The sequence below is a fragment of the Paenibacillus sp. A3 genome (genome assembly GCF_001399685.1).
In the GTDB taxonomy this organism is placed as follows: Bacteria; Bacillota; Bacilli; order Paenibacillales; family NBRC-103111; genus Paenibacillus_G.
The window spans coordinates 1-24,800 of record NZ_JTHN01000124.1; the positions used below are offsets into that span (position 1 = coordinate 1).

The following is a 24,800-nucleotide window of genomic DNA, read 5'->3' on the forward strand; positions in this document are numbered from 1 at the left end:
GCCGCAGCCGCTTGCACCAGAATCGCCAGGTACGTCGGCGTCGCATCCGTGATGTCGATATCGTGCTCGCGGAAAAACTTTAGCAGCTTTTCCCCGTCCATCCGCGTCTCTTCCGGTACGATGTGCAGCGTCAACCCCAGCAGCAGCGCTCCGTAGATCGGCTTCACCGACATGTCGAACACGTACGGCGCCAGCTGCGCCATGTTCCGGTACTCCGGATGGGCCGCATAGATCGGCTCGAACAGACTCAGCGTAAAGTTCACTACGCTTCGCTGCTCGATCATGACCCCTTTCGGCTGGCCCGTCGTCCCCGACGTATAGATCAGGTACGCCAGATTATTCGCCGTGGACACCGGCTCCAGGTTCGCGCCGTCCTCCGCCGGGCCTTCGTACAGCCCCGCTTCGTCCAGGCACAGCACCTCGCCTTGGAACTCCGCCGCTTTGGCCTGCCACCAGCTCTGCGTCAGCAGCAGCTTCGCTCCGCTGTCCTCCAGCACGAAGCGAATCCGGTCTTCCGGATGCTTCGGGTCGATCGGCACATACGCGCCGCCCGCTTTCAGCACCGCCAGCATCCCGACGATCATCTCCAGCGACCGCTCCACCAGCATCGTCACCGGCTGATCCGCCGTGACGCCACGCGCCCGCAGCACGCGAGCCACACGGTTCGCCCGCTCGTTCAGCTCTCGGTAGGTCAATTGCCCCTCCTCGAACACCACGGCCACACGGTCCGGCGTCCGCTCGACCTGCTCCTCGAAGACTGCATACAGCGTCTTGTTTTGCGGATAACGGTCATCCGCCGTATCGTTAAACTCCGACTGAAGCTGAGCCGCTTCCTCCGGCGTAATCATCTCCAGCTCTGCCAGCTTCGCCTGCGGGTTGTCCGCAATGGCTCCAAGAAGTCGGACGAAGTGGCCCGCCATCCGTTCGACCGTTTCGCGCTTGTACAGGGCCCCGGCATACCGGAGGCCAAACTCCAGCTCGTCCCCCGCCTCGACGGCACTAAGCGTCAAATCGAACTTCACCGCGTCGTGCCCGCTCGGGTAAGGCTTGAACGTCAAGCCTTCGATGCCCAGCTCGCCTTCCTCCATGTTTTCCAGTACGAACATGGTGTCAAACAGCGCGCTGCGGCTCATGTCCCGCTTCACATTCAGCTTCTCGACCAGTTCCTCGAACGGATAATCCTGGTGCTCGTACGCCTTGAGCGCATGCTCCCTGATTTCCTGCAGGTACCCGAGGAACGTCTTTTCGCCGGCCGGATAGCTGCGCAGCGCCAGCGTATTGACGAACATCCCGATCACCGGCTCCAGGTCGGCATGCGGACGGCCCGCAACCGGCGTGCCCACGACGACGTCTTCCTGCCCGGTATATTTATGCAGCAGCGTCATGTAAGCCGCAAGCAGCACCATGTACAGCGTGGAGCCGGTTTGCGCCGCAAGCTGCCGGAGCCGTTCGCTTCCGGCTTGGCCAACGGCAAACGTCACGGCGTCTCCCTCGAAGCTGCGCACCGCCGGTCTCGGATAGTCGGTCGGCATGTCCAGTACCGGGAGTTCCCCGCGGAACACGTCCAGCCAGTACGCTTCCTGTCGGTTCATTCGTTCGCTCTGGACTTCCGCCTGCTGCCATGCCGCATAATCCTTATACTGAATCCGCAGCGGCGGCAGTTCCGCCCCCTCGTACAACCGGACAAACTCTTCGATCAACATATTCATGGACACGCCGTCGGAGATGATATGATGCATGTCGAGCATCAACAGATGACGGTCCGCTCCCAACTCGATCAAACCTACGCGCAGCAGCGGCGGCTGCTGCAGATTGAACGCCCGCACAAAGCTGCGGACGTGCTTTGCCGCGTCCTCTTCTCGCGCCTCGACATACTCTGCCGCAAACGTCACTTCCGGGTGCACCCGCTGTACCGGCTCGCCGTTCACTGTTTCAAAGCCGGTCCGCAGCGTTTCATGACGCTGGATCAGCTGCCGGAAAGCTTCCTCCAGCCGATCCCGGTCCAATAAGCCTTCAACCATCATGACGCCCGGCATATTATAGCTTTGCTCCGCCCCTTCCAGCTGATGCAGAATGAACAGCCGCTTCTGCGCGGAAGATAACGCATAGTACTCCTTTTCCTCGATCTTCGGGATAGATACGTACAGGCGTTCTTCCATTCGGGCAATCGCTTGGGCCATCTCTTCAACCGTCACGCAGCGAAACACGTCACGCAGCGGGAACTCGACATTCATCTCCTTGTGCACCTTGCTAACCAGCGTCGTGGCGCGCAAGGAAGGCCCGCCAAGTTCGAAGAAGTTGTCCTTCACCCCGACCTTCTCCAGTCCGAGCACTTCCTGCCAAATGCGGACCAGCTTCGCTTCCAGCGGGGTTCGCGGCGCCGTGTATTCGGATCCGCCGCTCGCGCTTCCTTCCGGTGCGGGCAACGCCTTGCGGTCGATTTTCCCGTTCGGCGTCAGGGGCAGCCGTTCCATTTGCACGAAGTACGACGGAATCATATAACCGGGCAGCGCTTGGGCAAGCGCGCTTCGAAGTTCATTTGCTTGCAGCCCGCCGTGCGCCGTGAAGTACGCGCACAACGCCTTTTGGCCGTTTCCGTCCTCCCGGACGATGACCACCGCTTCCCGTACGGCTGCGACTTTCAACAGCTGCGATTCCACTTCGCCGATCTCGATCCGGTACCCCCGGATTTTCGCCTGGTGGTCGATCCGGCCGATGAAGTCCACGTTACCGTCCGCCATCCAGCGCGCCAGATCGCCTGTACGATACAACCGCTCCCCGGGGACGAACGGGCTGTCCGCAAACTTCTCTTCCGTCAGCTCGGGGCGGTTCAAGTACCCCCGCGCCACGCCGATGCCGCCGATGCACAGCTCGCCCAGCACGCCTACCGGCACCGGCTTCAACTGCGCATCCAGGATGTAGAACCGGGCGTTCAGCCAAGCTTTGCCGATCGGCACGTTCCCCGTCGCCGGCAGCTTGGCGAGCGGCTCATCGTAGAAGCTCGAATCGATGGCGGCTTCGGTCACGCCGTACGAGTTGATGATTCTAAACTGCGAGCCGTAACGCTCCTGCAGCACCCGGTAATCAGCCACACTGCAGCTGTCGGAGCTTGTGATCAGCAGCTGCAGCGAGTTCATATCCAGACCTTGCTCCCCCACATATTCCATAAACGGCACGATCAGCGATGGCGTCGATTCGAAGATCGTGATCTGACAATCGCGAATCCAGCCGTACAAACGGGCCGGATCGATTCGGTCGTCCTTCGGGCAAATAACCATCGTTCCGCCGTTGTACAGCGTGCGGGCGATATCCCCGACGAACACGTCGAAGGAGAAGCTCGCCAGCTGCAGCAGCCGGACCGGAAACTGGTCCAGCCGGAACTCCCGGCGGTAAGCCGCTGCCGTATTGACCAAGCTGCGGTGCTCGATCATGACGCCCTTCGGCCGTCCTGTCGTCCCCGACGTGTAGATCACGTATGCCAGATCTTGCGGCTCGCTCGTAGCAGGCACGTTGACATCATTTGGCCTATTAACCGCATCGCCGCCGTACGACTGCTCGTCGTCTAGGCACAGCACGCTTTGCAGTGCCGACTCATCTTCCAGCCACGCTTGCGAGTGATCTTTCAGATGGGTTTGCGTCAGCAGCACCGACGCCCCGCTGTCCTCCAGCATAAACCCGATGCGGTCGGACGGATAATCCGGGTCAAGCGGTACGTACGCACCTCCCGCCTTCCAGACCCCCACCACGCCGACCAGCAGGTCCACCGAACGGTCGACCAGGATGCCGACGATCGATTCCCGGCCGATGCCGCCCGAACGCAGTGTACCAGCCAACCGGTTTGCCCGTTCGTTCAGCTCCCGATACGTCAACTGCTTGTCCTCGTATCGTACGGCCACGGCTTCCGGGGTCCGCGCCGCCTGTTCCTCGAACAGCCGGTGGAACGTCTTCTCCGGCGCAAGCTCCGGTATCTCCGGATTGAACGCATGCTGAAGCTGCTCCTTCTCTTCCGCAGTCAGCATGTTCAGCTCCGCAATTTTCGCTTCCGGGTTGCTGACGATCGCTTCGACCAACTGTCCGAAATGCTTCGCCAGCCGTTCTACCGTCTCTTTCTTATACAAAGCGGTTGCGTATTCAAGGCTGCACGCCAGACCGCCGCCGTCTTCCGTCACGTCCAAGCTCAGATCAAATTTTGCGATCGCATAATCGCTCGGATACGGGGTCAGCTCAAGACCTTCGAGCTGAACTTCCTTGCGATCCGTATTTTGCAGCGTAAACATCGTGTCAAAGAGCGGATTGCGGCTTAAATCACGGACAACCTGCACTTTCTCCACGAGTTCTTCAAACGGGTAATCCTGGTGCTCGTAAGCGCCCAGCGTCATTTCCTTAACTTCTTTCAGGTACGCCAGGAACGTCTTCTCGCCAGCCGGATAATTGCGGATTGCCAGCGTATTGACGAACATCCCGATCAGCGGCTGCACATCGCCATGGGTTCGTCCCGCAATTGGCGTGCCTACAATGACGTCTCCCTGACCCGTATATTTATGCAGCAGCACCGTATAGGCAGCAAGCAGCACCATATACAGCGTCGAGCCGCTTTCGGCCGCGAGCCGCTTCAAGGCCTTGCACTTCTGCGCATCCATGAAAAATTGAAGCGTATGCCCCTCGTAGCTCTGCACGGCCGGACGCGCATAGTCCGTCGGCATTTCCAGCACCGGCAGCTCCCCTTGGAACACATTCAGCCAGTATGCTTCCTGCCGTTTCAACCGCTCCTTTTGCGCTTCGGACTGCTGCCATACCGCATAGTCCTTGTACTGAATCCGCAGCGGCTCCAGCTTCTCTCCGCTGTATAAGCGAACAAACTCTTCGACCAGGACCTCCATCGAGACGCCGTCGGAAATAATATGGTGCATGTCGAACATTAGAATATGGCGCTCTTCCGCCAGCTTAACCAAACCCACCCGCAGCAGCGGCGGCTTCGCCAGATCGAACGCGCGGACAAATTCGCGGACGACTTTCGCCGCTTCTTCCTTGCCCGCTTGCACATACTCTATGGCAAACGCGACCCCCGGGTGTACCTGCTGCACCGGCTCGCCGTTCACCGTCTCAAAGCCGGTGCGCAGCGTTTCATGACGCCGGATCAGCCGCCGGAACGCTTCCTCCAGCCGCTCCAGGTCCAGCAAACCTACGACGGTCAGGACGTTCGGCATGTTGTAGGCGACTTCCCCGCCCTCAAGCTGGCTTAAAATATACAGCCGCTTTTGGGCCGACGAAACCGGATAGCAGGCCCGCTCCCCGGCAACCGGGATGGCGGCGTAAGCCGCTTGCTCCCGGCCCGCAATCAGCGCCGCCATCTGCTCGATCGTCGGCGATTGGAACGCTTCCCGCAAGGAGATCGCCCCGCTCATCTCCTTTTGAATCCGGGATACCAGCAAGGTTGCCCGTAACGAATGCCCTCCGATCTCGAAGAAGTCGTCCCGCACCCCGACTTGCGGGAGCCCCAGCACGTCCTGCCAGATTTGCGCGAGCTGCGCTTCCACGGGCGTTCGCGGAGCCACGTGCTGCGTGCCCGCGAGCAAGCCCGCCTCCGGCGCAGGCAGCGCTTTGCGGTCGATTTTGCCGTTCGGCGTCAGCGGCATCCGTTCCAGCTGCACGAAGCAGGAAGGGATCATATACTCCGGCAGCTCTTGCGCCAAGGCGGCACGCAATTCGCCCGCCGTCAATATTTTGTCGGCCACGAAGTACGCGCCCATCCGCTTATGTCCGCCCTCGTCTTCCAGTGCGAGGACGACCGCTTCTTGGACCGCCTCCGCTTTCAGAAGCTGCGTCTCCACCTCGCCGAGCTCGATTCGATAGCCGCGAATCTTCACCTGGGCGTCGATCCGGCTGATATATTCGAGATTTCCATCCTCCAGCCATTTCACCAGATCCCCGGTCCGGTACAGCCTGCCGCCCGGCGAGAACGGGGAAGGAATGAACTTCTCGTCCGTCAGCTCCGGACGATTCAGATAGCCTCTGGCCAAGCCGTCCCCCGCGATGTGCAATTCTCCCGGTATCCCTGCCGGCAGCAGGCGTTGATCGCGATCCAACACATAAACCGAAGTATGGCTGACAGGCTTGCCGATAGGCACGGTTCCCGCCTTCTCGTCCAAATGGTCGATTCGGTAGTACGTGGCATATACGGTACTTTCCGTCGGTCCGTAGACATGGATTAAACGGCCGGGCCCCAGACGCGCAAACGCTCTCCGCACATGGCCTGCCGATACCTTCTCGCCGCCGAACAGCACCGCTTCCAGCGTTGCCAAGCAATCGACGTCGATGTCCACCAGCGTGTTGAAAAGCGCCGTCGTCATGAAGCATTTCGTGATCTGCTGCGTACGCAGCACGCGCGACAGCTCGCGTGCATCCATCACCTCATCGCGGGCGATCAGCACTAGAGCGGCTCCGTTCAGCAGCGCCCCGTAAATGTCGAACGTCGAACCGTCGAACGAGAAGCTGGATAGCTGCAGCACCCGGTCCTTTGGCGTAAACCGGATATAGTTCGTCTCCTTGACCACGCGGCTGATGTTAAAGTGCATCGTCAGATTGCCTTTCGGCTTGCCCGTAGAACCGGAAGTATACATAATGCACGCAAGCGTCTCGGAGCCGTGAAGCGGCGGGAGGTTGTCTTTTCCTGCTTGATAATGCCGCAAGTCCGTTAAATCCAGGACAAGCCCGGCGAAGTTTACCTTTCTCTGCACTTGCGGATGAGTTAACAGCAGCTTCGCGCCCGAATCCTCCAGCATGTAGCGGATGCGCTCCTCCGGATATTCCGGATCGATCGGCACATAAGCTCCTCCGGCTTTTAAGATGCCGAAAATTCCGACGATCATCTCCAAGGAACGCTCGACCATGAGCCCTACGGGCTGATCCGGCCCTACGCCTTCGGTCCGCAGCGTGCGCGCCAGTCCGTTTGCCCGTTCGTTCAGCTCGCCATACGTCAGTTGCCTGTCCCCGAAAACTACCGCCACGGCATCCGGCGTACGTTCCGCCTGCTCCTCGAACAATTGCTGGAGCGTCTTGTTCTTCGGATAATCGGTCGTCGCAGTCTCTCCAATGCTGCGCATCAACGCCTTTTCTTCCGGCGTCACCAGCTCAAGCTCGCTTAATTTGATATGCGGGTCGTTCGCAATTTGATTCAGCATATGAACCAGATGCCTTTGAATCCGTTCGATGCTTGCCAGCTCATAAACGGAAGCATTGTAACGGAAAACAATCTTGAAAGCTTCGCCGGGCAGGACAATCAGGTTAAAATCATAGCTCGTTTGTTCGAACATCTCGGCGTCCGTAATCTCGAAGTCTGCCGGCCTGCCGCTTCCCAATTGCTGCATCTGTTGTTCAACGGGATAGTTTTCGAACACCATAATATGCGTGATCAAAGGCTGTTTTTGTCCGGCTTGCGCCTGAATCTCGTAGAGCGGGTACGTATCATACGCATGCGACGCCAAATACTGCTCCTGCAGCTTTTTGACCGCTTCCGCAAAAGTCGCATGTTCCTCCGTCCGGACACGTACCGGGATCGTATTGATAAATAACCCGATCATGCTTTCGATGCCCGGTATTTCCGTCGGTCTTCCCGATACGACGCTTCCGAAAACAACGTCCCTCTGGCCATTGTATTTCTGAAGCATCAGTCCCCATACCGCTTGCATCAGCGTGCTGACCGTCACTTGATGCTGCTTCGCAGCTTCTTCGATACGTCGGGTCAGTTCGATGCCCAGGTCACATTCGAACTGCTCCGAAACATACCCTTTCTCCTTACCCGTGAGGCTGGCAAACGGCAGCGTTGTGTGCTGCTCATAGTCTTCCAAATACCCGAGCCAATACCGGGAGGCTTCTTCGTCATTTTGCCGGTCGAGCCATTCGATATACCGGCTGTACGGCAGCGTCGGAGCAAGTGAGGGCTGCCCCCGTTCCCGGATGGCGAAATAATGCTCGAACACTTCCTGCGTAATGAGAGGGATGCACCAGCCGTCCATAATAATATGGTGAAAGCTCCACAGCATCCGGTAAGCTTCTTCGCCCGTACGCAGGATCGACACGCGCAGCAGCTCGTCCTGCGTTAAGTCGAAGCCTCTGGCTTTATCCTCTGCGGCGTACGACTCGATATACGCTTTCCGCTCCGCCTCGTCCATCCCGCGCAAATCCTCATAAGCAAAGCCGCTCTTTTTGTTACGGTAGACGATCTGCAACGGCAGGTCCTTCCAACCGTTGTAAAAGTTCGTCCGCAAAACGTCATGCCGCTGTACCAGAGCGTCCAAGCTTTTGGCGAAGGCTTCCACATCAAAGGTTCCCCGCAGGTCGAACGCCGCTTGTTCAAAATACGCTCCCGAATCTGGCTCCAGAAGGCTGTGGAACAGCATGCCCTTCTGCATTGGCGTCAGCTTGTACACGTTCTCGATGTCGCCAAGGTGTCCCGTCTGTTCGACTAAAGCATCCAGTTCCTCAATGGCCAGTCCCTTCAGCAGAACGTCGCTGGGCGTCAATTCCGTCCGCTCTTTCGCGACGCAATGCCGAATGATCTCTTGAAGACTTGCCCGCAGCAGGCCGGAGAACCGTTCCATCGTCTCTCTGCGGTACTGCTTGCCGCTATAGCCGATCGTCAGCGTCAAGGCACCTCCGGCAATCATACCGTTGATATCGAGCGCGCAATGCCGTTCCGCGTTTCCGCTCATCGCCGTACCGGTCGAATAAGGCGAAGCCTGCAGCCCGTTCGTTGACAGGTCTTGGTCGAACTGGCCCAAATAGTTAAAGCTGATGTCCGGCTTTACCTCCAGTGAGCTGTCCTCTTCCGGCACAGTCAAGTAGCTCAGGATGCCAAAGCCGATTCCTTTATGCGGAATTTGGCGCAGCTCTTCCTTGACCCGTTTGATCCGGCGCGATACGTCCCGGTCCGCTCCCATGTCCAGGACCACCGGATACTGGCTTGTAAACCATCCCACAGTGCGGGTAATGTCGATGTCCGGAATGATCGGCTCCCGGCCGTGCCCTTCCAGTTTGACAAGCACCTGCCCGATGCCGGACCACTCGTGAACCGCCATTCCCAACGCAGCCAGCAGCAGATCGTTCGTCTCCGTGTTGTACGCCCGGTGCGCTTGTTTGAGCAATTGCTCCGTTTCCTTCTCCGTCCACCGGATCGTAATCGTTTCGCTGTCTCGCACCAATGCCCGCTCCTGCACGTCATCCTTCGGCAGCGGCTCTGCCTTTGTCTGCCGGAGCTGCCGCCAGTACGCCCGCTCGCTTTCCATCGCCGGACTGTTCGCATACAGCGACAGCCGCTCTGCCCAGAGCTTGAAGGAGTCCGTTTTTTGCGGTAGCCGGATGGCTTGTCCGTGGGCCGATTGCCCGCTCGCCGCTTGTTCATAACCGGCGGCCAGATCTTCGAACAAAATCCGCCACGATACCCCGTCGACCGCCAGATGATGAATAGCAATCAGCAGATGATCCCCATCGGCGCAGCGGAACAAACCGAGCTTCATCAGCGGTCCTTCGCTCAGGCTGATGCCGCTTTGAATTTCCGACGCTTTGGCTTCAACGGCGGCAGCGCAATCCGCCTCTCCTGTGAAATCGAAGACCTCCAAGCTGTAAAGCTCGCCTTCGTCCGCCCGGCGGTTCCATGCTTCGATACCATGTTCCGTCTGACGGAACACCAAGCGCAGCGCGTCATGATGCTCCGCCATCGCACGGACCGCCAAACGAAGCGCCGCTTCGTCGAAGCCCTCCTCCCGGTGCAGCATCACCGCTTGGTTGAAATGATGGAGATCCGCCGTCTGCCTCTTAAAGAACCAATGCTGGATCGGCGTCAGCTTCGTCGCTCCGCTCACTTCCCTTTGCTCCGCGATTCGGGAAGCCGCTTGAAGATGCGGGCTGAGCTCCGCCACAGTCGGATATTTGAACAAATTTTTCATTTCCAGCTTATAGCCTGCTTGGAGCAGCCTTGAACTAACCTGGATCGCTTTGATCGAGTCGCCGCCAAGCTCGAAGAAGTTATCGCGAATGCCGATCGTCCGAACTCCCAGCACCCCTTGCCAAACGGAGGCCAGCGCCTGCTCTGCGGGCGTCCTCGGCGCGACATATTCCGCCCCCGTCCGCACGCTTCCTTCCGGAGCCGGCAGCGCCTTGCGGTCCACCTTGCCGTTCGGTGTCAGCGGCATCCGCTCCAGCTGTACGAAATAGGACGGGATCATGTAGCCCGGCAGCTCCGCCGTCAACGCAGCCCGCAATTCGCCTACGGTTAACGTTCTGCCGGCCACAAAATACGCGCACAGGTCCTTCTGTTCGCCTTCGCCTTCGCGCGCGAGCACGATCGCCTCCTGCACGGAATCCGCATGCAAGAGCTTTGCTTCCACCTCGGCAAGCTCGATCCGGTAACCGCGGATTTTGACCTGATGGTCGATCCGCCCCAAATATTCAATGCTGCCGTCGGGCAGCCATCGGGCCAAATCCCCGGTACGATACATCCGTTCTCCCGCCGCAAACGGGTTGTTCGTAAACTTCTCCCCGGTCAAATCGGCACGGTTTAAGTAGCCCCGCGCCAATCCGACGCCCGCGATGCACAGCTCTCCCGGCACGCCGACAGGCAGCAAGTGATGATGAGCATCCACAATGTAGATACGGTGATTGAAGATCGGGCGGCCGATCGAAACGGACCTGTCGTCCATCGTCCCGGCGGAATCTGCCCAGATCGTCGTACAGATGGAATCTTCTGTCGGACCGTACGCATTAAAGTACTCGACCTTGTCCCTCCACTTTCGGACCAGCTCGGCGGAGGAAGCGGACCCGGCTGTGATCAGCCTCTTCAGCGCCGGCAGGCTGTCCGGCTCCAGGTAAGTGGCGTAAGCCGGAGGCAGCGTCGCCGTTGTAATCCCGTTGTCGTTCATGAAGCCGACAAATAGCGGATAATCCAAAATCGCCGCCGCCGAAGGAATGCATAAGGTGGCCCCGGTGAACAACGCCATCAAGGTTTCCCAGCAAGAGGCATCGAACGACAAGCTGGCAAATTGGACGACCTTGTCCTGCTCGTTAACGCGCAAGGTTTGCTCGAAGAACGGCTTCAAATTACATAATCCTCGATGCTCCACCAGCACACCCTTAGGTTTCCCCGTCGTCCCCGACGTATAGATGACATACGCCAGATCGTGCGGGCCGGCGATCGGCTCCACATTCGAGCTGTCTTCATCGTAGATCTCTTCGTCATCCAGCAGCGCAAGCTTACCGGCAAAGGAAACGCGCTCCCGCAAACGTTGTTGCGTCAGCAGCAGCTTCGCGCCCGAATCCTCCAGCATATACCGGATTCGTTCTTCCGGGTATTCGGGATCGATCGGCACGTAGGCTCCCCCGGCCTTTAATATGCCGAAAAGCCCTACGATCGTCTCTATGGAACGTTCGGTCATAAGGCCCACCAGCTGCCCGGCCTGCACCCCTTCGGCTCTTAAGCTTCGCGCCAGACGGTTCGCCCGCTGGTTCAGCTCGCGATAGGTGAGACGGCTTTCCTCAAATACGACGGCAATCCGCTCCGGAGTGCGCTCCGCCTGCTCCTCGAACAACCGATGGACGGTCTTCTCCTGAGGATAGTCCGCTTTCGTATCGCCCCAAGCCTCCAGAATCCGGCTTTTCTCTTCCGCCGTAATGATTTCGATGGAAGACAGCTTCGTCTGCGGAGCTCCGATTACGGCATCGATCACCTGCAGCAGATGCTTTGTCATCCGCTCTACCGTTTCCGGCTTGTACAGCATACGGGCGTATTCGAAGAAGCATACGAGCTCTTCCCCGTCTTCCGCCACATTCAGGGTCAGGTCAAACTTGGCTACGTGGGAACGATGCGGATACGCTTTAAACTGCAAGCCTTCGATCTCTTGTTTCCCTTGCTCCGTATTTTGCAAAACGAGCATCGTATCGAACAAGGCGTTACGACTCAAATCCCGCTTCATGTCCAGCTTCTCGACCAGCGCTTCAAACGGGTAGTCCTGGTTTTCGTACGCTTTTAACGAGGCTTCCTTGACTTCCCGCACATAGTCCCCAAATGTCTTCTCTCCCGCCGGGTACGTCCGGATGGCCAGCGTGTTGACAAACATGCCGACCATGCTTTCCAGTTCCGCATGCGGTCGGCCTGCAATCGGGCTGCCGACAATGATATCTTCTTGTCCGCTGTATTTGGTAAGCAGCGTCGTATAAACGGCCAATAAAACCATATACATCGTAGCCCCGGTCTGCGCCGCAATCGTTCTCAGGCCCTCGCTGCGCCGCTTGCCGATGACAAATTCGAATGTGTCTCCGGCGAAGCTTTTTACAGCCGGTCGCCTGTAATCCGTGGGCAGATCGAGAACCGGAATCTCCCCGTTAAACACATCTAACCAATAGGTTTCCTGCTTGCTCATCGTTTCGCTGGACAGCTCCGCCTGCTGCCATGCGGCATAGTCCTTGTATTGAATTCGCAACGGCGGCAGTTCTTCCCCTCCGTACAACCGGACAAGCTCCTCCGTCAGAATGCCTATGGACACACCGTCGGAGATGATATGATGCATATCGAACAGCAGCAGATGGCGCTCCTGCTCCAACTGGACCAGCTCCACGCGCAGCAGCGGTGCCTGACCAAGATCAAACGCGCGAACAAACCCGCGAAGACGTTCTTCCGCTTCTTCTTGGCCCGCTTGGGCATAACCCACCGCAAATTCCACGCTGGAATGCACCCGCTGCACCGGTTCGCCGTCCACGACTTCAAAAGAAGTGCGCAGCGCTTCATGGCGCAGGATCAGTTGCCGGAACGCATCTTCGAACCGCTCCCGGTCCAGTGCGCCTTCAACCGTCATCACGCCCGGCATATTGTAGACGATGTCTCCGCCTTCGAGCTGCCTCAAGACGTACAGTCGTTTCTGGGCCGATGAAACGGGATAATACGCGCTCTCCCCGACGGCCGGAATGGAAGCGTAAGCGAGCCGCTCTCTGCTTGCGAGCAATTGCGCCATTTGTTCGATGGTCGGCGCTTGAAACACATCCCGCAAGGAAAGGCTGCCGTTCATTTCTTTATGAATCCGTGCCGTCAAAAGCGTCGCCCGTAAAGAGTGCCCTCCAATATCAAAGAAATGATCCTTCACCCCGATGCGCTGCAGTCCCAACAGTTCTTGCCAGATTTGTGCGAGCTGCGCTTCCGTCGAAGTGCGCGGGGCAACGTATTCCGTTCCCCTTTGCAGCGTTCCCTCCGGTGCAGGCAGCGCCCGGCGGTCCAGCTTTCCGTTCGGCGTCAACGGCATCCGTTCCAGCTGGACAAAATAGGACGGAATCATGTAGCCCGGCAGCTCTTGAGACAATGCCCCTCTGAGCTCGCTCACGGTCAGCTCGCAATCCGCTACAAAGTACGCGCACAAGTACTTCTGGCCGGCTTCGTCTTCCCGTGCGATTACAACGACCTCCTGTACGGAGTCCGTCTTTAACAACTGGGCCTCGACCTCGCCGAGCTCAATCCGGTAACCGCGGATTTTAACCTGATGGTCAATCCGCCCCAAATATTCGATGCTGCCGTCCGGGAGCCAGCGGACCAAATCTCCGGTTCGATACATCCGCTCTCCGGGCTCGAACGGATTGTCCACGAACTTCTCTGCGGTCAAATCGGCACGGTTTAAATAGCCCCGCGCCAGCCCGTCTCCGGCGACATACAGCTCTCCCGGAATGCCGATAGCTTGGGGACGTCGCCACTCATCGAGAACGTAGGCGCGCAAGGTTGGTATAGGTTGGCCAATATTGCTTTTGCCTTGCGCGATCTCCACTTCGGTAATTTCTTTATAGGTTACATGCACGGTCGTTTCGGTAATTCCATACATATTGATCAGCCGGGTATCCGGGTATTTCGTCTTCCAGTCTTTCAATAAAGACGGGCTCAGCGCCTCTCCGCCAAAAATCACCTTCCGCAGCTTCAATTCGTTCCCCGGACTCAATAACTCCTCTTGAAGGAGCTGGTAAAAATAAGTTGGCGTTTGATTCAAAACCGTGACCTTCCGGGCTTTCAGCAGTTGCAGGAATTGCGCGGGACTTTTTGCCGTCAGTTGAGGCACGACGATCAAGGTCCCGCCATAGAGCAGCGCCCCGTACATTTCCCACACCGAGAAGTCGAAGCAGAACGAATGAAATAGAGTCCATGTATCGGAAGCGTTAAAATCGAACAAATTTTTGCTGTTAAACAAGAGGCGAACGACGTTTTTGTGCTCGATCAACGTGCCTTTGGGCTTGCCGGTCGTTCCGGAGGTATAGATTACATAAGCCAGATGATTCGGCCCGGCAGCCGGTTCCAGATTCGTGCCGTCTTCGCGGTACGCTGCCGGATCGTCCAAGTCCACCAGCTTACCTCCGAACGGAATGCGCCCCTTGAGATGATGCTGAAGCAAGAGCAGTCGTACGCCGGAATCCTCAAGCATATACTGAATGCGTTCTTCGGGATATTCCGGGTCGACCGGCACATACGCGCCTCCGGCTTTCAAGATGGCGAGCAGCCCAACGATCATCTCGACGGAACGGTCGGCCGCGATCCCGACCAGCGAATCCGCCCCGACCCCTTCGGCCCTCAACGTTCGCGCCAGCCGGTTCGCCCGTTCGTTGAGCTCTCCATACGTCATTTGCCGATCTTCGAATCGAACGGCCACATGCTCCGGCGTACGCGCAGCTTGTTCTTCAAACAGGCCATGAATCGTTTTGTCCCGGGGATAGTCGGCAGCCGAATCGTTGAACAGCGTCAATACCTTATGCTTTTCGTCGTCACCTATCAGCGATATGCCGGATATTTTTTGATAAGGATCGCGAATCGTATTTTCAACAACGGCAAGAAGATGTTGAACGATGCTTATGATTTCGTTTTCTTCAAATAAATGAATTCGATAATCCATATGCAGGACAAGCTGCTGCTCATCAAGCATTTCTACGATATGAAGGATAAAATCGTTCACTTCATCCCCGCAAAAATCATAGTCCGTTTGGATACGAACACCGTCCAAATCGACCCAGCTCACCGGCCGATAGCTAATCGAAATGCCGAACAGCCGCTGCAGGTCTTGATTCCGGTGAATTTCCCGCAAATCCTGAATCAACCGATTATACGGATACCTTTGATGGCGCAAGACGGATAGCTGCTCCTTGACTACCCTTTGCAAAAATGACATCAAGTCGGCTTCCGGGTCTACAAAAGCCCGGGCGGTAACGGTGCTTACCAGCATCCCCATCATGTTTTTTTCTTTCTTGGTCGTCCGGTTCCCGTAGGCGGTGCCGATGGTTACGTCCTGCTGAGTTGTGGCTTTATACATGTAAATGTACATGGCCGCCATAAATAAATGAAACAAGCTGATTTGATGCTCCTGGCAGAAGACTTTTAAATCGTTATAAAGCGTCTGATCGACAATAAACTCTTTCCGGTTAGCCGCCGTGCTGAGCGATAAGGGATTGTAAGGCTTAAATCCGGTCATCTCGGGCAAGCGGGAAAATTTCTCAAGCCAGTACGCTTTATCCTTCTGATAGCGATCCGACTGTTCGTAGGTTTGTTCCGTCTGAATATATTCGATAAACGATTGTTCTTCTCCCACCTGGGGTTCCAGTCCGTTCATCAGATCGATATAATATTCGCACAGCTGGTTTCCGAACAGAACGATCGAAATGCCATCGGAGATGATATGATGAATTTTCATGTTCAGCCAATATTCTTCATCATGGATTTTAATAAATACAAATTGAAAGAGCTCGGAATGAATCAGCTTCAGAGGTGTCCGTATATGGCGTTCCAACCACGCTTCCGCTTCAGCGAGGCTCTTGAAATCCGACAAATCCAAGCATTCGAATTCCTTCTCCTCATAGGGGACGACATATTGCTGCGGTAGGCCGTTCCCGGACGTGATTCGGGTCCGAAACGAATCATATTGGCGAATCACCAGGTTCATGGCCTGCTTAAAGGCATCGAGGTTTATTTTCCCTTTCATTTTCACAGTTCCCGATAGCAGCGCCGCTGCTGTATCCGGGTACATCAATTCGGTATACCATATCCGCTGTTGAGCGTTCGTTAAGGGAAATAAAGGGGTAGCATTCATGCGATTCGTTCCTCCTGTTCTAGCAGATTCCGGTGCAAGCTGGCAGTCGGCTTAAGCGTCGCCTCCCGACGGCTATTTTTGTACGAAAGCCACGATTTCCTCCGCTCTGACAATGACCCGGTCTCCTACGGTGGCCAGCCCTTTGCCAAGAAGGTATCCTCTTCTTTGTTTGCTCACCTCGAAGTAAAGATCCAAACGATCGCCGGGCTGTGCCAGGGATTCCATTTCAACTTGCTTTAGCGAGGACAAGAAGGCTATTCCTTTTTCTTCCATCGCAGAAAAAGCACTTAACTGCGCCAAGGCTTCGACCACCAGCATATGGGGCATATACGGATTCGCCTCGGTAATAAACCATTCGTTCCAACTGATATTCTTGTACCCTCTAGCCCATTTGGACGGCTCGGCCTCAACAATTTTATCAATTAATAAAAACGGATAGCGGTGGGGCAGCACGTCAGGAATATGGATCCTGTCGTCTTTCAACTTACGTCGGCCTCTCCCCGCCACTTCCGGACAGCCAAACATACATTATGACCGCCAAACCCGAAGGAGTTGCTTATGGCCGCGTGCACTTCGCGTTCCTGGGCCACGTGGGGCACAAAATTCAATTCGGGATCTTCCGGATCGTCGCAATTTAACGTGGGCGGCACTTTATTGTGAAGCAGGCTTTGCACGGTCGCAATCAGCTCGACACCGCCGGCTCCTCCCATCAAATGTCCGGTAACCGATTTGATCGAGCTGATGGCGATGTTGGGAGCGTGCTCGCCGAACACGGTTTTGATCGCGTTGATTTCCATCCGGTCGTTGAACGGCGTGCTTGTCCCGTGGGCGTTGATATAGCCGATGTCCTCGGGCGCCAATCCCCCGTCCCGCAGAGCAATCCGGATCGCTTCCGCAGGCCCGGACCCCGACGGATCGGGAGCCGTGATATGATACGCATCCGTGGTACAACCATAGCCGACCAATTCGGCCAAGATATTGGCCCCCCGATTCAGCGCGTGCTCCAGCTCTTCCAGCACGACCAAGCCCGCGCCTCCGCCGATCACGAATCCGTCGCGGTTGCGGTCAAAGGGGCGGCTCGCTTGCTGAGGCTGATTGTTGCGCCTCGATAAGGCGTGGATGTTGGAAAACGACGCCAGATCCAGCAGGGTGAAATTGGCCTCCGAGCCTCCGGCGATGACGACATCCGCCGTGCCGTACTGGATCGTTCGCAGAGCCTCGCCGATCGCATTGCTGCCGGTGGCGCATGCCGTAACGACGGCATAGGACGGGCCTTTGGCTCCCAAAGCAATCGAGATTTCCCCCGGCGCGGAATTGATCATCATCGACGATACATAGTACGGGCTGACCCGCTTGGGACCGCTTTGGTTGAGCTTATCGAAGTTCTCTTCAATCACATCCAGTCCCCCGGCCCCCGATCCGACGATGACGCCGATGTGCGGCGCATTTTTCTCGTCAATGCGCAGCTGCGCTTGCTCCACGGCTTGCCTGGCTGCGGCCAAGGCGAACTGGGTGAACTGCGCCACCTTATTTGCATCCTTTTTGCTCATATATTGCAAAGGATCGAAATTTTTCACCTGCGCCCCAATCTTAGTCGGCATATCTTTGGTATCAAAGGTTGTAACAGGACCGATTCCGCTTTTTCCCTCAAGAAGCGACGTCCAGAAATCATTCACATTGAGCCCGACCGGCGTTATTACGCCTTGCCCTGTTACCACGACACGTCTCTTCAATACAATCCCGCCTTTTGTTATTTTTCATAAACCGGAAAATCGCCGTAAATATGGCGGATTTTCTCATGCACGTCCTCAAGCCCTACCGGGATCATGACGACCACCAGCTTGTTCCTTTGAAATTTGGAGTAGGCAAGCTGCAGCTTCGCGCTCAGTTCTTCCTTCTCATGAATCACGATTTGCTCGACATGTTCATGCTCCACGACGTTCATGTGCTCCAACGGCGTATCCGACACGAATTGAAACGGCTTGTCTTCGAAATTCAGCTGATTCAGCTGATATTGCAGCCATCCGTACCCGCCGTTACTCATTACAAGGTAAATCAGCGGAATGCGGTACTGTACCGCCGTAATGAAATCGGATTTGAACAGATTAAACGCTCCGTCTCCTACCAGCGCCACGACCGGACGACGGTCCGCCACACTGGCTCCTACGGCTGCGGCTGCGCCGAAGCCCAGACTGGTCTGATCGCTCGGAACGATGGATAGGCTGTTTCCGGTAAACCGGTAATACGGATAAAAGTAGGACCACATATCCTGCAGTCCGTTTTCCTGTACAAGGATGCAGTCTTCCGGAAACGCCGTCTGCAGGACGTCCAGCACTTCGGATACATGAATCGCAGCCCGTTTCTTGACCAGGTCCATATACGCTTCTTTCTTCCGAAACGCTTCCCGCTTGCAGTCTGCAATTCGGTTCAGCCATGCTTGATCCGGCTGCCGGTGAATGCGGGACAACCAATGCCCCACCGCCGAATAACCGTCCCCCAGCACTTTGTCCCCCCGATACTGATGGGAGAAATCATTGACATTCACATTGACTTGAATGACCGGAGTATGTTCGAGTAAAACGTCCCATTCGAACGTTGCCGTTTCTTCCAGACGGCTGCCCAGCGTCAGGACGACATCCGCTTCTTCCCAGATGCGCCTTATGCTGCTATCCGTATATAACCCGGCGACGCCGCAAAATAAAGGATCTTCTTCATCTACCGCCCCCCGGCCCGATGCCGTCGTAAACATCGCCGCACCTAATTGGGCAGCTAACGGTTCGATGGAGCCGCGCAGTCCCGGCTTCATGCCTCCGCCGATCAAAATCACCGGCCTGCGCGATTGTTGAAGGGCAGCCCAAGCCGCATCAAGCTCGTACGACGAAGGGGAACAAGTCAATCTTTTCAACTTCGGAAACGGGAGATTCACCAGCACCGTTTGCTCCGCAACATGCTCCGGCAGCTCGAGATAGACGGGACCTTTGCCACCGTTGACAGCCATAAAGGCCGCTTTCTCCAACGCCCATACGAGCCGATCGGGATGCTCAACCCGGTACGCCCAGTTCACCAAGGGCTTAACCACCGAGAGCTGGTCCGCTTCCTGGAAAGCCTTCGTCCCCAGTTTTTCACTGCCGGTACCCGAGGCGATCAACAACAAAGGAACGCCCAGATTTTGCGCTTCCAGCAATCCCGTAACCGTATTCGTCAACGCTGGCCCTTTTCCCACGATGCATACCGCCAATTGGCCGGACGTTAACGCGTAGCCCGACGCCATGAACAAGCTGTTTCGTTGATCCCTGCAAAGAATGAAGCGAATGTCCGACGAAGGAAGCGAAGATAAGATTTTCAAATCATCGCCCGGCAATCCGAAAATATACTGTACCCCCCATGATTGGAAGCAACCGATAATTGCATCCCATGCCGCCATGCTCGTTCTCATGCGTCGACCTTCTTCTCCGAAAGGTATTCGGCGACAATTTCCGAAATCAGAATCGGTTTGGAGACCAGCTGCATATCGTAGAAAATGTAATTGGACATCGTTCCATAGCCGCCGAACGCTTTATTCCCCTGTTCGACATCCTCCAAGGTTTGGTTGATCGTGAGCGTATGTTTTTTTTGCAGCATATCGCTTAAATGCTCGGAACCGTAGAGACTGCATCCCATGGCGCGTTCGCAAAAGTAGCTCGAACCGATCAGTTTGGTTAGCTGTTCGTCATCCCGGTAGCTGACGACATTGAATACCGGAGAGAAGTACTCCATAATTTCGAGCTCATCCTCCAACGTGCTGTACAAAATGGTCGGCTCCATCTTTTTGGTGCGGAAATCGATGCCCCCGCCGTAAATGATGTACTTGTCGTTGTTATTAAAATATTCCGACATGGCCGTCAGCGTATCTTTGTAAAAAATAGGCGAATAATTGGCGTTCGGGTCGTCGTTGGCGCCGAAGGTCAACGCCTGTACCTTGTCCAGCAATAAGCTTTTGAAGCTTTCCGCAATGCTGTGGTGAACTAAAATAATGTCCGGCCCTAGGCAATCTTGACCCGAATTGAATAATCTCATTCGGATGACATCTTCCGCCGCCAGCGGCAAATCCGCATCGGGACCGATGATGAACGGGTTAATGCCTTGTCCAAAAAAGACATACAACTGTTCCTTCTTCATTTGCTTCTTGATTTGTTCCGCATTCTGATAAGTGCCGGTGAACACCACGATGTTGGCCCGGTTCACGGAATTTGTAAGAAAAGCTTTCTGGCTGACTTGCAGATGGCTGATCGGCAGTTGATGAATATCCTTCAGCTTGTCGTGCAGCATACTGACATATTCGGCAACGTGGGAAGAGGCTCTGAATTCGATTCGGGATACATATAAGGAGGGGATGAGCAAATATAACGCATACGAGTACAGAATCACATTGGAGGGCATAAACACGGACATCAATTCCTGGCAGGCAGGGCCAGACGTTTCTACTTCCCGCATAGCGCCCTGCAGCGTGCGGATGGTAGAGTCAATTTCGGCATTGGCTGCCCGATACGACGAAATATTCGCCAAAATGCTCAAAATCTCTTCCCGGTTTGTCGTCAAATAATCCGCACACCGGACAATACTCTCGTATCTTTCGGAATAAACGGCATGTTGCTTCATTTCCAGATTCATGTTCAAAATATCGCTTCCTTTCCTCTATAAAATCATGTTTTGGGGTAATCGGGTGGCATGTGCTGTATTCATTAGCTAAACCTTCCTTCTCTTAGCTGTGCGTTCGAGCTCTAACCGATCGACTTTACCGTTTCGATTTAAAGGAAATTGGGGTAGTAATAGCAGGATATCGGGATACATGTAAGTGGGAAGCATTCGATTGATATTTTTACGGACCAAAGACAATTCTTGCGAGGATTCACTTTCGACGAATATGACTAACAGCGTTCCTTTGACATCGTCGTCCAACGTAATGACACAAGAACGATAACCAAGCCGGCTGATTTGGTTTTCGATATAGACAGGAGAAAACGTATACCCCATGCGGTTGACCGATCTTCCTTCTCTGCCGATGACGTGCAGATTGCCTTCTTGCAAAAAACCGAGGTCGCCGGTCTTAAACCATTGATCCTGAAGGACCGATTTCGTGAGCTCTTCCTGGTTTAAGTACCCTTCCATACAGCCCGGAGTGCGTATCCAAATTTGCCCGAGTTCCCCTCCGGCTTGCTCCTCCCCGTTCTGACCGCGAATACGGACTTCGACCCCGGGAAGAGGCTTGCCGCAGCCCTCAGGGTGATCCAGCGTCCCCATGGCGACATTCCCCAACTCCGACAAACCGTAGCCGTTCAACAGAGGCTGTCCGAACACTTCAGCAAACTTCTCCTCCAAATCGTTCGTTAATGGGGACCCGCCGACGCACCACATGCGGACTTGGGAGTTTCTTACTTGTTCCAATTGCTCCGGCTTTCTTGATAACATGCGGATGATCGTATAATAGGCAGAGGGATTGGCGTCAACGACAGTGGCTTTTTCTTTCGTAATATGCGTAATGGCACTCCATAGATTTTTACGGTTGCAGATAATCAAAGAACATGGCGTCAGCCACCAGGAGAAAATAAGAGAAATTCCATAAAAATGGGAAAAGGGTACGATCGGGAGCAGGCAATCGCCCGGAACATAGCTCATCGCTTGGACGGATAGCTTTATATTGTCCATAAATGAAGAGCCTGACTTCACGATTCCTTTCGGTTTGCCTGTCGTGCCGGAAGTATAAAGAATGAGCGCGTCTTCTTTACGAATCCACTTGTCGATGCTCATCGAGGGTAAAGCAGTTTCCCCCAATAGCGCAGCGTCGCTTAATAGATCTCCGATCAGTAAACTCTGGGCGTCCGGAAGATGGAGAGCCGTATCCGTAAGCAAGCAGCACGCTTCGACTTCCGCATAAATTTCGCTTAATTCGTCGGTGTTTATTTGTTCATCCACAACAGTGATCGAGACGGCAAGCCGGCACAAAGAGAACAAGGCGACAACAAATCCATATGAATTTTCCGCTTTTAAGACAACCCGGTCGCCTTCGGCAATTCCATTGAGAATCAGCATGTGGCAGAACACATGAACATTGTTCTCAAAGCGATCCCTCGTAAACAAGCCTTGGGGGGTAATAATCCGGCTGCCCGTTTGAGTTACAAGCAAAGGTTAATCACTCCTTTACATCCCTACGATATGGTAACCGGCGTCCACATGGATCACTTCCCCGGTGATTCCTCTGGAAAGCTTGGAAAGCAGGAACAAAGCCGTATCCCCCACTTCGGAGGCATCAATCGTCTTGCCGAGCGGCGTAATCTCTTCAATCTTTTTTAACATCGTATTAAAATCTTTTATTCCGTAGGCGGCTAAGGTGCGGATAGGACCGGCCGAAATGGCATTGACCCGTATATTGTGCTTTCCCAAGTCGCTGGAGAGATACCGGACGGATGCTTCCAAGGATGCTTTGGCCACTCCCATGACATTGTAATTTTTTATCGCGCGTTCGGCACCGATATAGGTCATGGTAACGATACTCCCGCCTTCCGACATGAGCGGATGAATTTTGCTGCTAACTGCGGTCAGGGAGTATGCGCTAATTTCTTGAGCGATGCGAAATCCCTCGCGCGAGGTTTCGACAAACATTCCCTCCAAATCCTCGCCTTTGGCATACGCTATGCTGTGGACATACCCATGAAGGACGCCAACGTTTTCCTTTAAAAAACGAGCCAATGCCTCGATCTCTTCATCGCTTCCTACATTGCAGGGAAAGGTAAGCGACCCGGGCAAGGTTTCAGCCAATTGCTTGACCCGCTCTTCCACCCGCTCGTTTTCGTACGTAAAGATCAGACGAGCCCCTTCGCCAGCCAAGGATTGGGCTGTTGCCCATGCAATGCTGCGGTTATTAGCCACCCCCATGATCAGAATCGTTTTGCCGGTTAACAAAGACACCAAAATCACACCTCCAAAAGAAGTATTTTTATCACTTTTATATAAACAAAAGGATAAAATCTTAATAATAATAACATAATTTCCATTCTAATCCTTGCGGAATAATATTTACCATAATAGCAGATGCTCCAAATTTTTTAAACATTCAATTTCACAGATAATATATAATTTTCTCACTTTTTTAACGAATTTCACTCCAAAAATATGACATTTTCTCCATAATTATATTCGTTCGCAGTTTTATATTGACTGTACGTTCAGTCATAAATTATACTAAAGCTGCAAAGGACCATGGCATCTTTTCCCATCGCTTCTGTTACGCGTCACGGTCCGGTCATCACTCTATCCGCTGCTGCGGAAAATACGTCGGAGGAGGAATCACGATGGATCTTCACTACGAAATTCATGGGGCGGGCGACGAGACGATCGTCCTGCTTCACGGGGGCGGGGCAGATATGCGCACCTGGCAGTTCATCATTCCGAGGCTTGCGGCGAGCTATCGGGTTATCGCATTCGACGGCCGGGGAGCCGGACAATCGCCGGCGCCTGTCGAGCCCGCCAATTACGTCGAGGATGTAAGAATGGTTCTTGACCACTTCGGCTTGGAAAAGGCTTTGCTTGTCGGCCACTCTATCGGTGGCCAGATTGCCGTCGATTTCGCTCTCACTTACCCCGAGCGGGTATCCAAGCTCGTGCTTATCGCCTGCTCCGTCACCGGCTTCCGGAATGCCCCCGACATCGAGGAGCGGTACCAGCGTGTCCTCGCGGCAGTACCGGATGTGGAGAAAATGACCGAGTTTTCGCTCGATTTTCCGTCCTATGACGTCGTCAAAGCAAGCCCGCACCAAGCGTTTATGTACGAGCTGATTAGACACAATATCAAGCGATGGTTCGATTGGAAAAGCAGCGAATCGGTATGGCCCCAGCCTCCCGCCATCGAAAGGCTGGACCGGCTTGCGGCGCCGACGTTGTTTATGATCGGCACGCTCGACCGCGAAGACTTGTTCCCGCTCGCCAAGCAATTCGGTCAGCTTCCGAATGTCCGCCTCGTGTGGATCGACGGCGCGGATCACATGCCTATGCTAACCCATCCCGACAAGGTATCCCATACGATTTTGCAGTTTCTGGAGGAGTAACGACATGCCCCGAACGCCGGAAGAAAACGAACGGATTCGCCGCGCCGCCCGAGACAAAATTTTGCAGGCGGCGACGGAGCTTTTCATCGAGAAAGGGTTCCACTCCGCCTCCATCGACGATGTAGCCAAGAGAGCGGACATTTCAAAGGGCCTTCTCTACAATTATTTCAAAGGCAAGGAGGAGCTCCTGGCCGCCATGGTCGATCTTCGCATCGAAGAGGTGCTCGAAGTGATGCAGGCCGCGGCCGCCAAAGAAACCCCTGCCGAGCAGCTTCGCCACATCGTTGAAGGGGCGCTGGACAACGTCCGCGAGCGGCCGGAGGTCTTCCGCTTCTATCTGAATTTATTCACCTGTCCGAAGCAAGATGAGATCGTGGCCAGGCACGGCAACCGGCTGCTCGGTGCCTACGCGGAGCAATTCGAGGCCCAATGCGCGATGTTCGAGAAGCTGGGGGCTGCCGATCCCCGGAAACGGTCCCTTCACTTCTCCTCGACGCTCCAAGGCATCATGCTGATGTATACCAATTATCCTTCGGGATTCCCGCTGGACGACATGAAGGCGCAAACGATCGAGGAATTTTGCGGCAATCGGAATTTGCAGCCGGACGTCTCCTAACTATCT

9 protein-coding genes are annotated in these 24,800 nt (G+C 55.2%); 2 read left to right on the forward strand and 7 right to left on the reverse strand.

All coding sequences use genetic code 11. The features are described 5' to 3' along the window. The 7 genes from QJ48_RS18885 to fabI all read right to left on the reverse strand — a co-directional run. Positions 1 to 16,097 (reverse strand): non-ribosomal peptide synthetase (locus tag QJ48_RS18885; protein WP_054975081.1); only part of this gene is annotated, 16,097 nt, incomplete at its 3' end. A 72-nt stretch (positions 16,098 to 16,169) separates the two neighbouring features. Then, a complete protein-coding gene (locus tag QJ48_RS18890) occupies positions 16,170 to 16,565 on the reverse strand; it encodes a 3-hydroxyacyl-ACP dehydratase FabZ family protein (protein ID WP_054975100.1) in 396 nt (131 codons plus the stop codon). An 11-nt stretch (positions 16,566 to 16,576) separates the two neighbouring features. Continuing rightward, complete coding sequence (gene fabF / locus QJ48_RS18895) at positions 16,577 to 17,830, reverse strand: beta-ketoacyl-ACP synthase II (RefSeq protein ID WP_054975082.1); 1,254 nt, start codon at positions 17,828 to 17,830, stop codon at positions 16,577 to 16,579. A gap of 17 nt (positions 17,831 to 17,847) precedes the next feature. Beyond that, positions 17,848 to 19,533 carry a thiamine pyrophosphate-binding protein gene (locus tag QJ48_RS18900; RefSeq protein WP_054975083.1) on the reverse strand — a complete coding sequence of 562 codons (1,686 nt, stop codon included), beginning with the start codon at positions 19,531 to 19,533 and terminating at the stop codon, positions 17,848 to 17,850. After that, entirely contained in the window at positions 19,530 to 20,747 is a 1,218-nt protein-coding gene (locus tag QJ48_RS18905) for an aldehyde dehydrogenase family protein (RefSeq protein WP_237762975.1), read from the reverse strand. The genes QJ48_RS18900 and QJ48_RS18905 overlap by 4 nt, the downstream gene beginning before the upstream one ends. A 75-nt stretch (positions 20,748 to 20,822) precedes the next feature. Further along, complete coding sequence (locus QJ48_RS18910; RefSeq protein WP_054975085.1) at positions 20,823 to 22,259, reverse strand: class I adenylate-forming enzyme family protein; 1,437 nt, start codon at positions 22,257 to 22,259, stop codon at positions 20,823 to 20,825. Between the two features lie 15 nt (positions 22,260 to 22,274). Continuing rightward, positions 22,275 to 23,045 (reverse strand): enoyl-ACP reductase FabI, encoded by a 771-nt coding sequence (gene fabI, locus QJ48_RS18915; protein ID WP_157261687.1) that lies wholly within the window; start codon positions 23,043 to 23,045, stop codon positions 22,275 to 22,277. Positions 23,046 to 23,425: 380 nt separating this feature from the next. Here fabI and QJ48_RS18920 point away from each other — a divergent pair, with 380 nt between their 5' ends. Next, complete coding sequence (locus QJ48_RS18920) at positions 23,426 to 24,178, forward strand: alpha/beta fold hydrolase (RefSeq protein WP_054975086.1); 753 nt, start codon at positions 23,426 to 23,428, stop codon at positions 24,176 to 24,178. A gap of 4 nt (positions 24,179 to 24,182) precedes the next feature. Beyond that, entirely contained in the window at positions 24,183 to 24,794 is a 612-nt protein-coding gene (locus tag QJ48_RS18925) for a TetR/AcrR family transcriptional regulator (RefSeq protein WP_054975087.1), read from the forward strand. Positions 24,795 to 24,800 lie beyond the last annotated feature (6 nt).

Excerpts from the sequence above, each read along its gene's own strand:
- QJ48_RS18920 (WP_054975086.1), top strand. The coding sequence starts at position 23,426 with ATGGATCTTCACTACGAAATTCATGGGGCGGGCGACGAGACGATCGTC.
- QJ48_RS18905 (WP_237762975.1), bottom strand. The coding sequence starts at position 20,747 with ATGAATCTGGAAATGAAGCAACATGCCGTTTATTCCGAAAGATACGAG.
- QJ48_RS18900 (WP_054975083.1), bottom strand. The coding sequence starts at position 19,533 with ATGAGAACGAGCATGGCGGCATGGGATGCAATTATCGGTTGCTTCCAA.
- QJ48_RS18925 (WP_054975087.1), top strand. The coding sequence starts at position 24,183 with ATGCCCCGAACGCCGGAAGAAAACGAACGGATTCGCCGCGCCGCCCGA.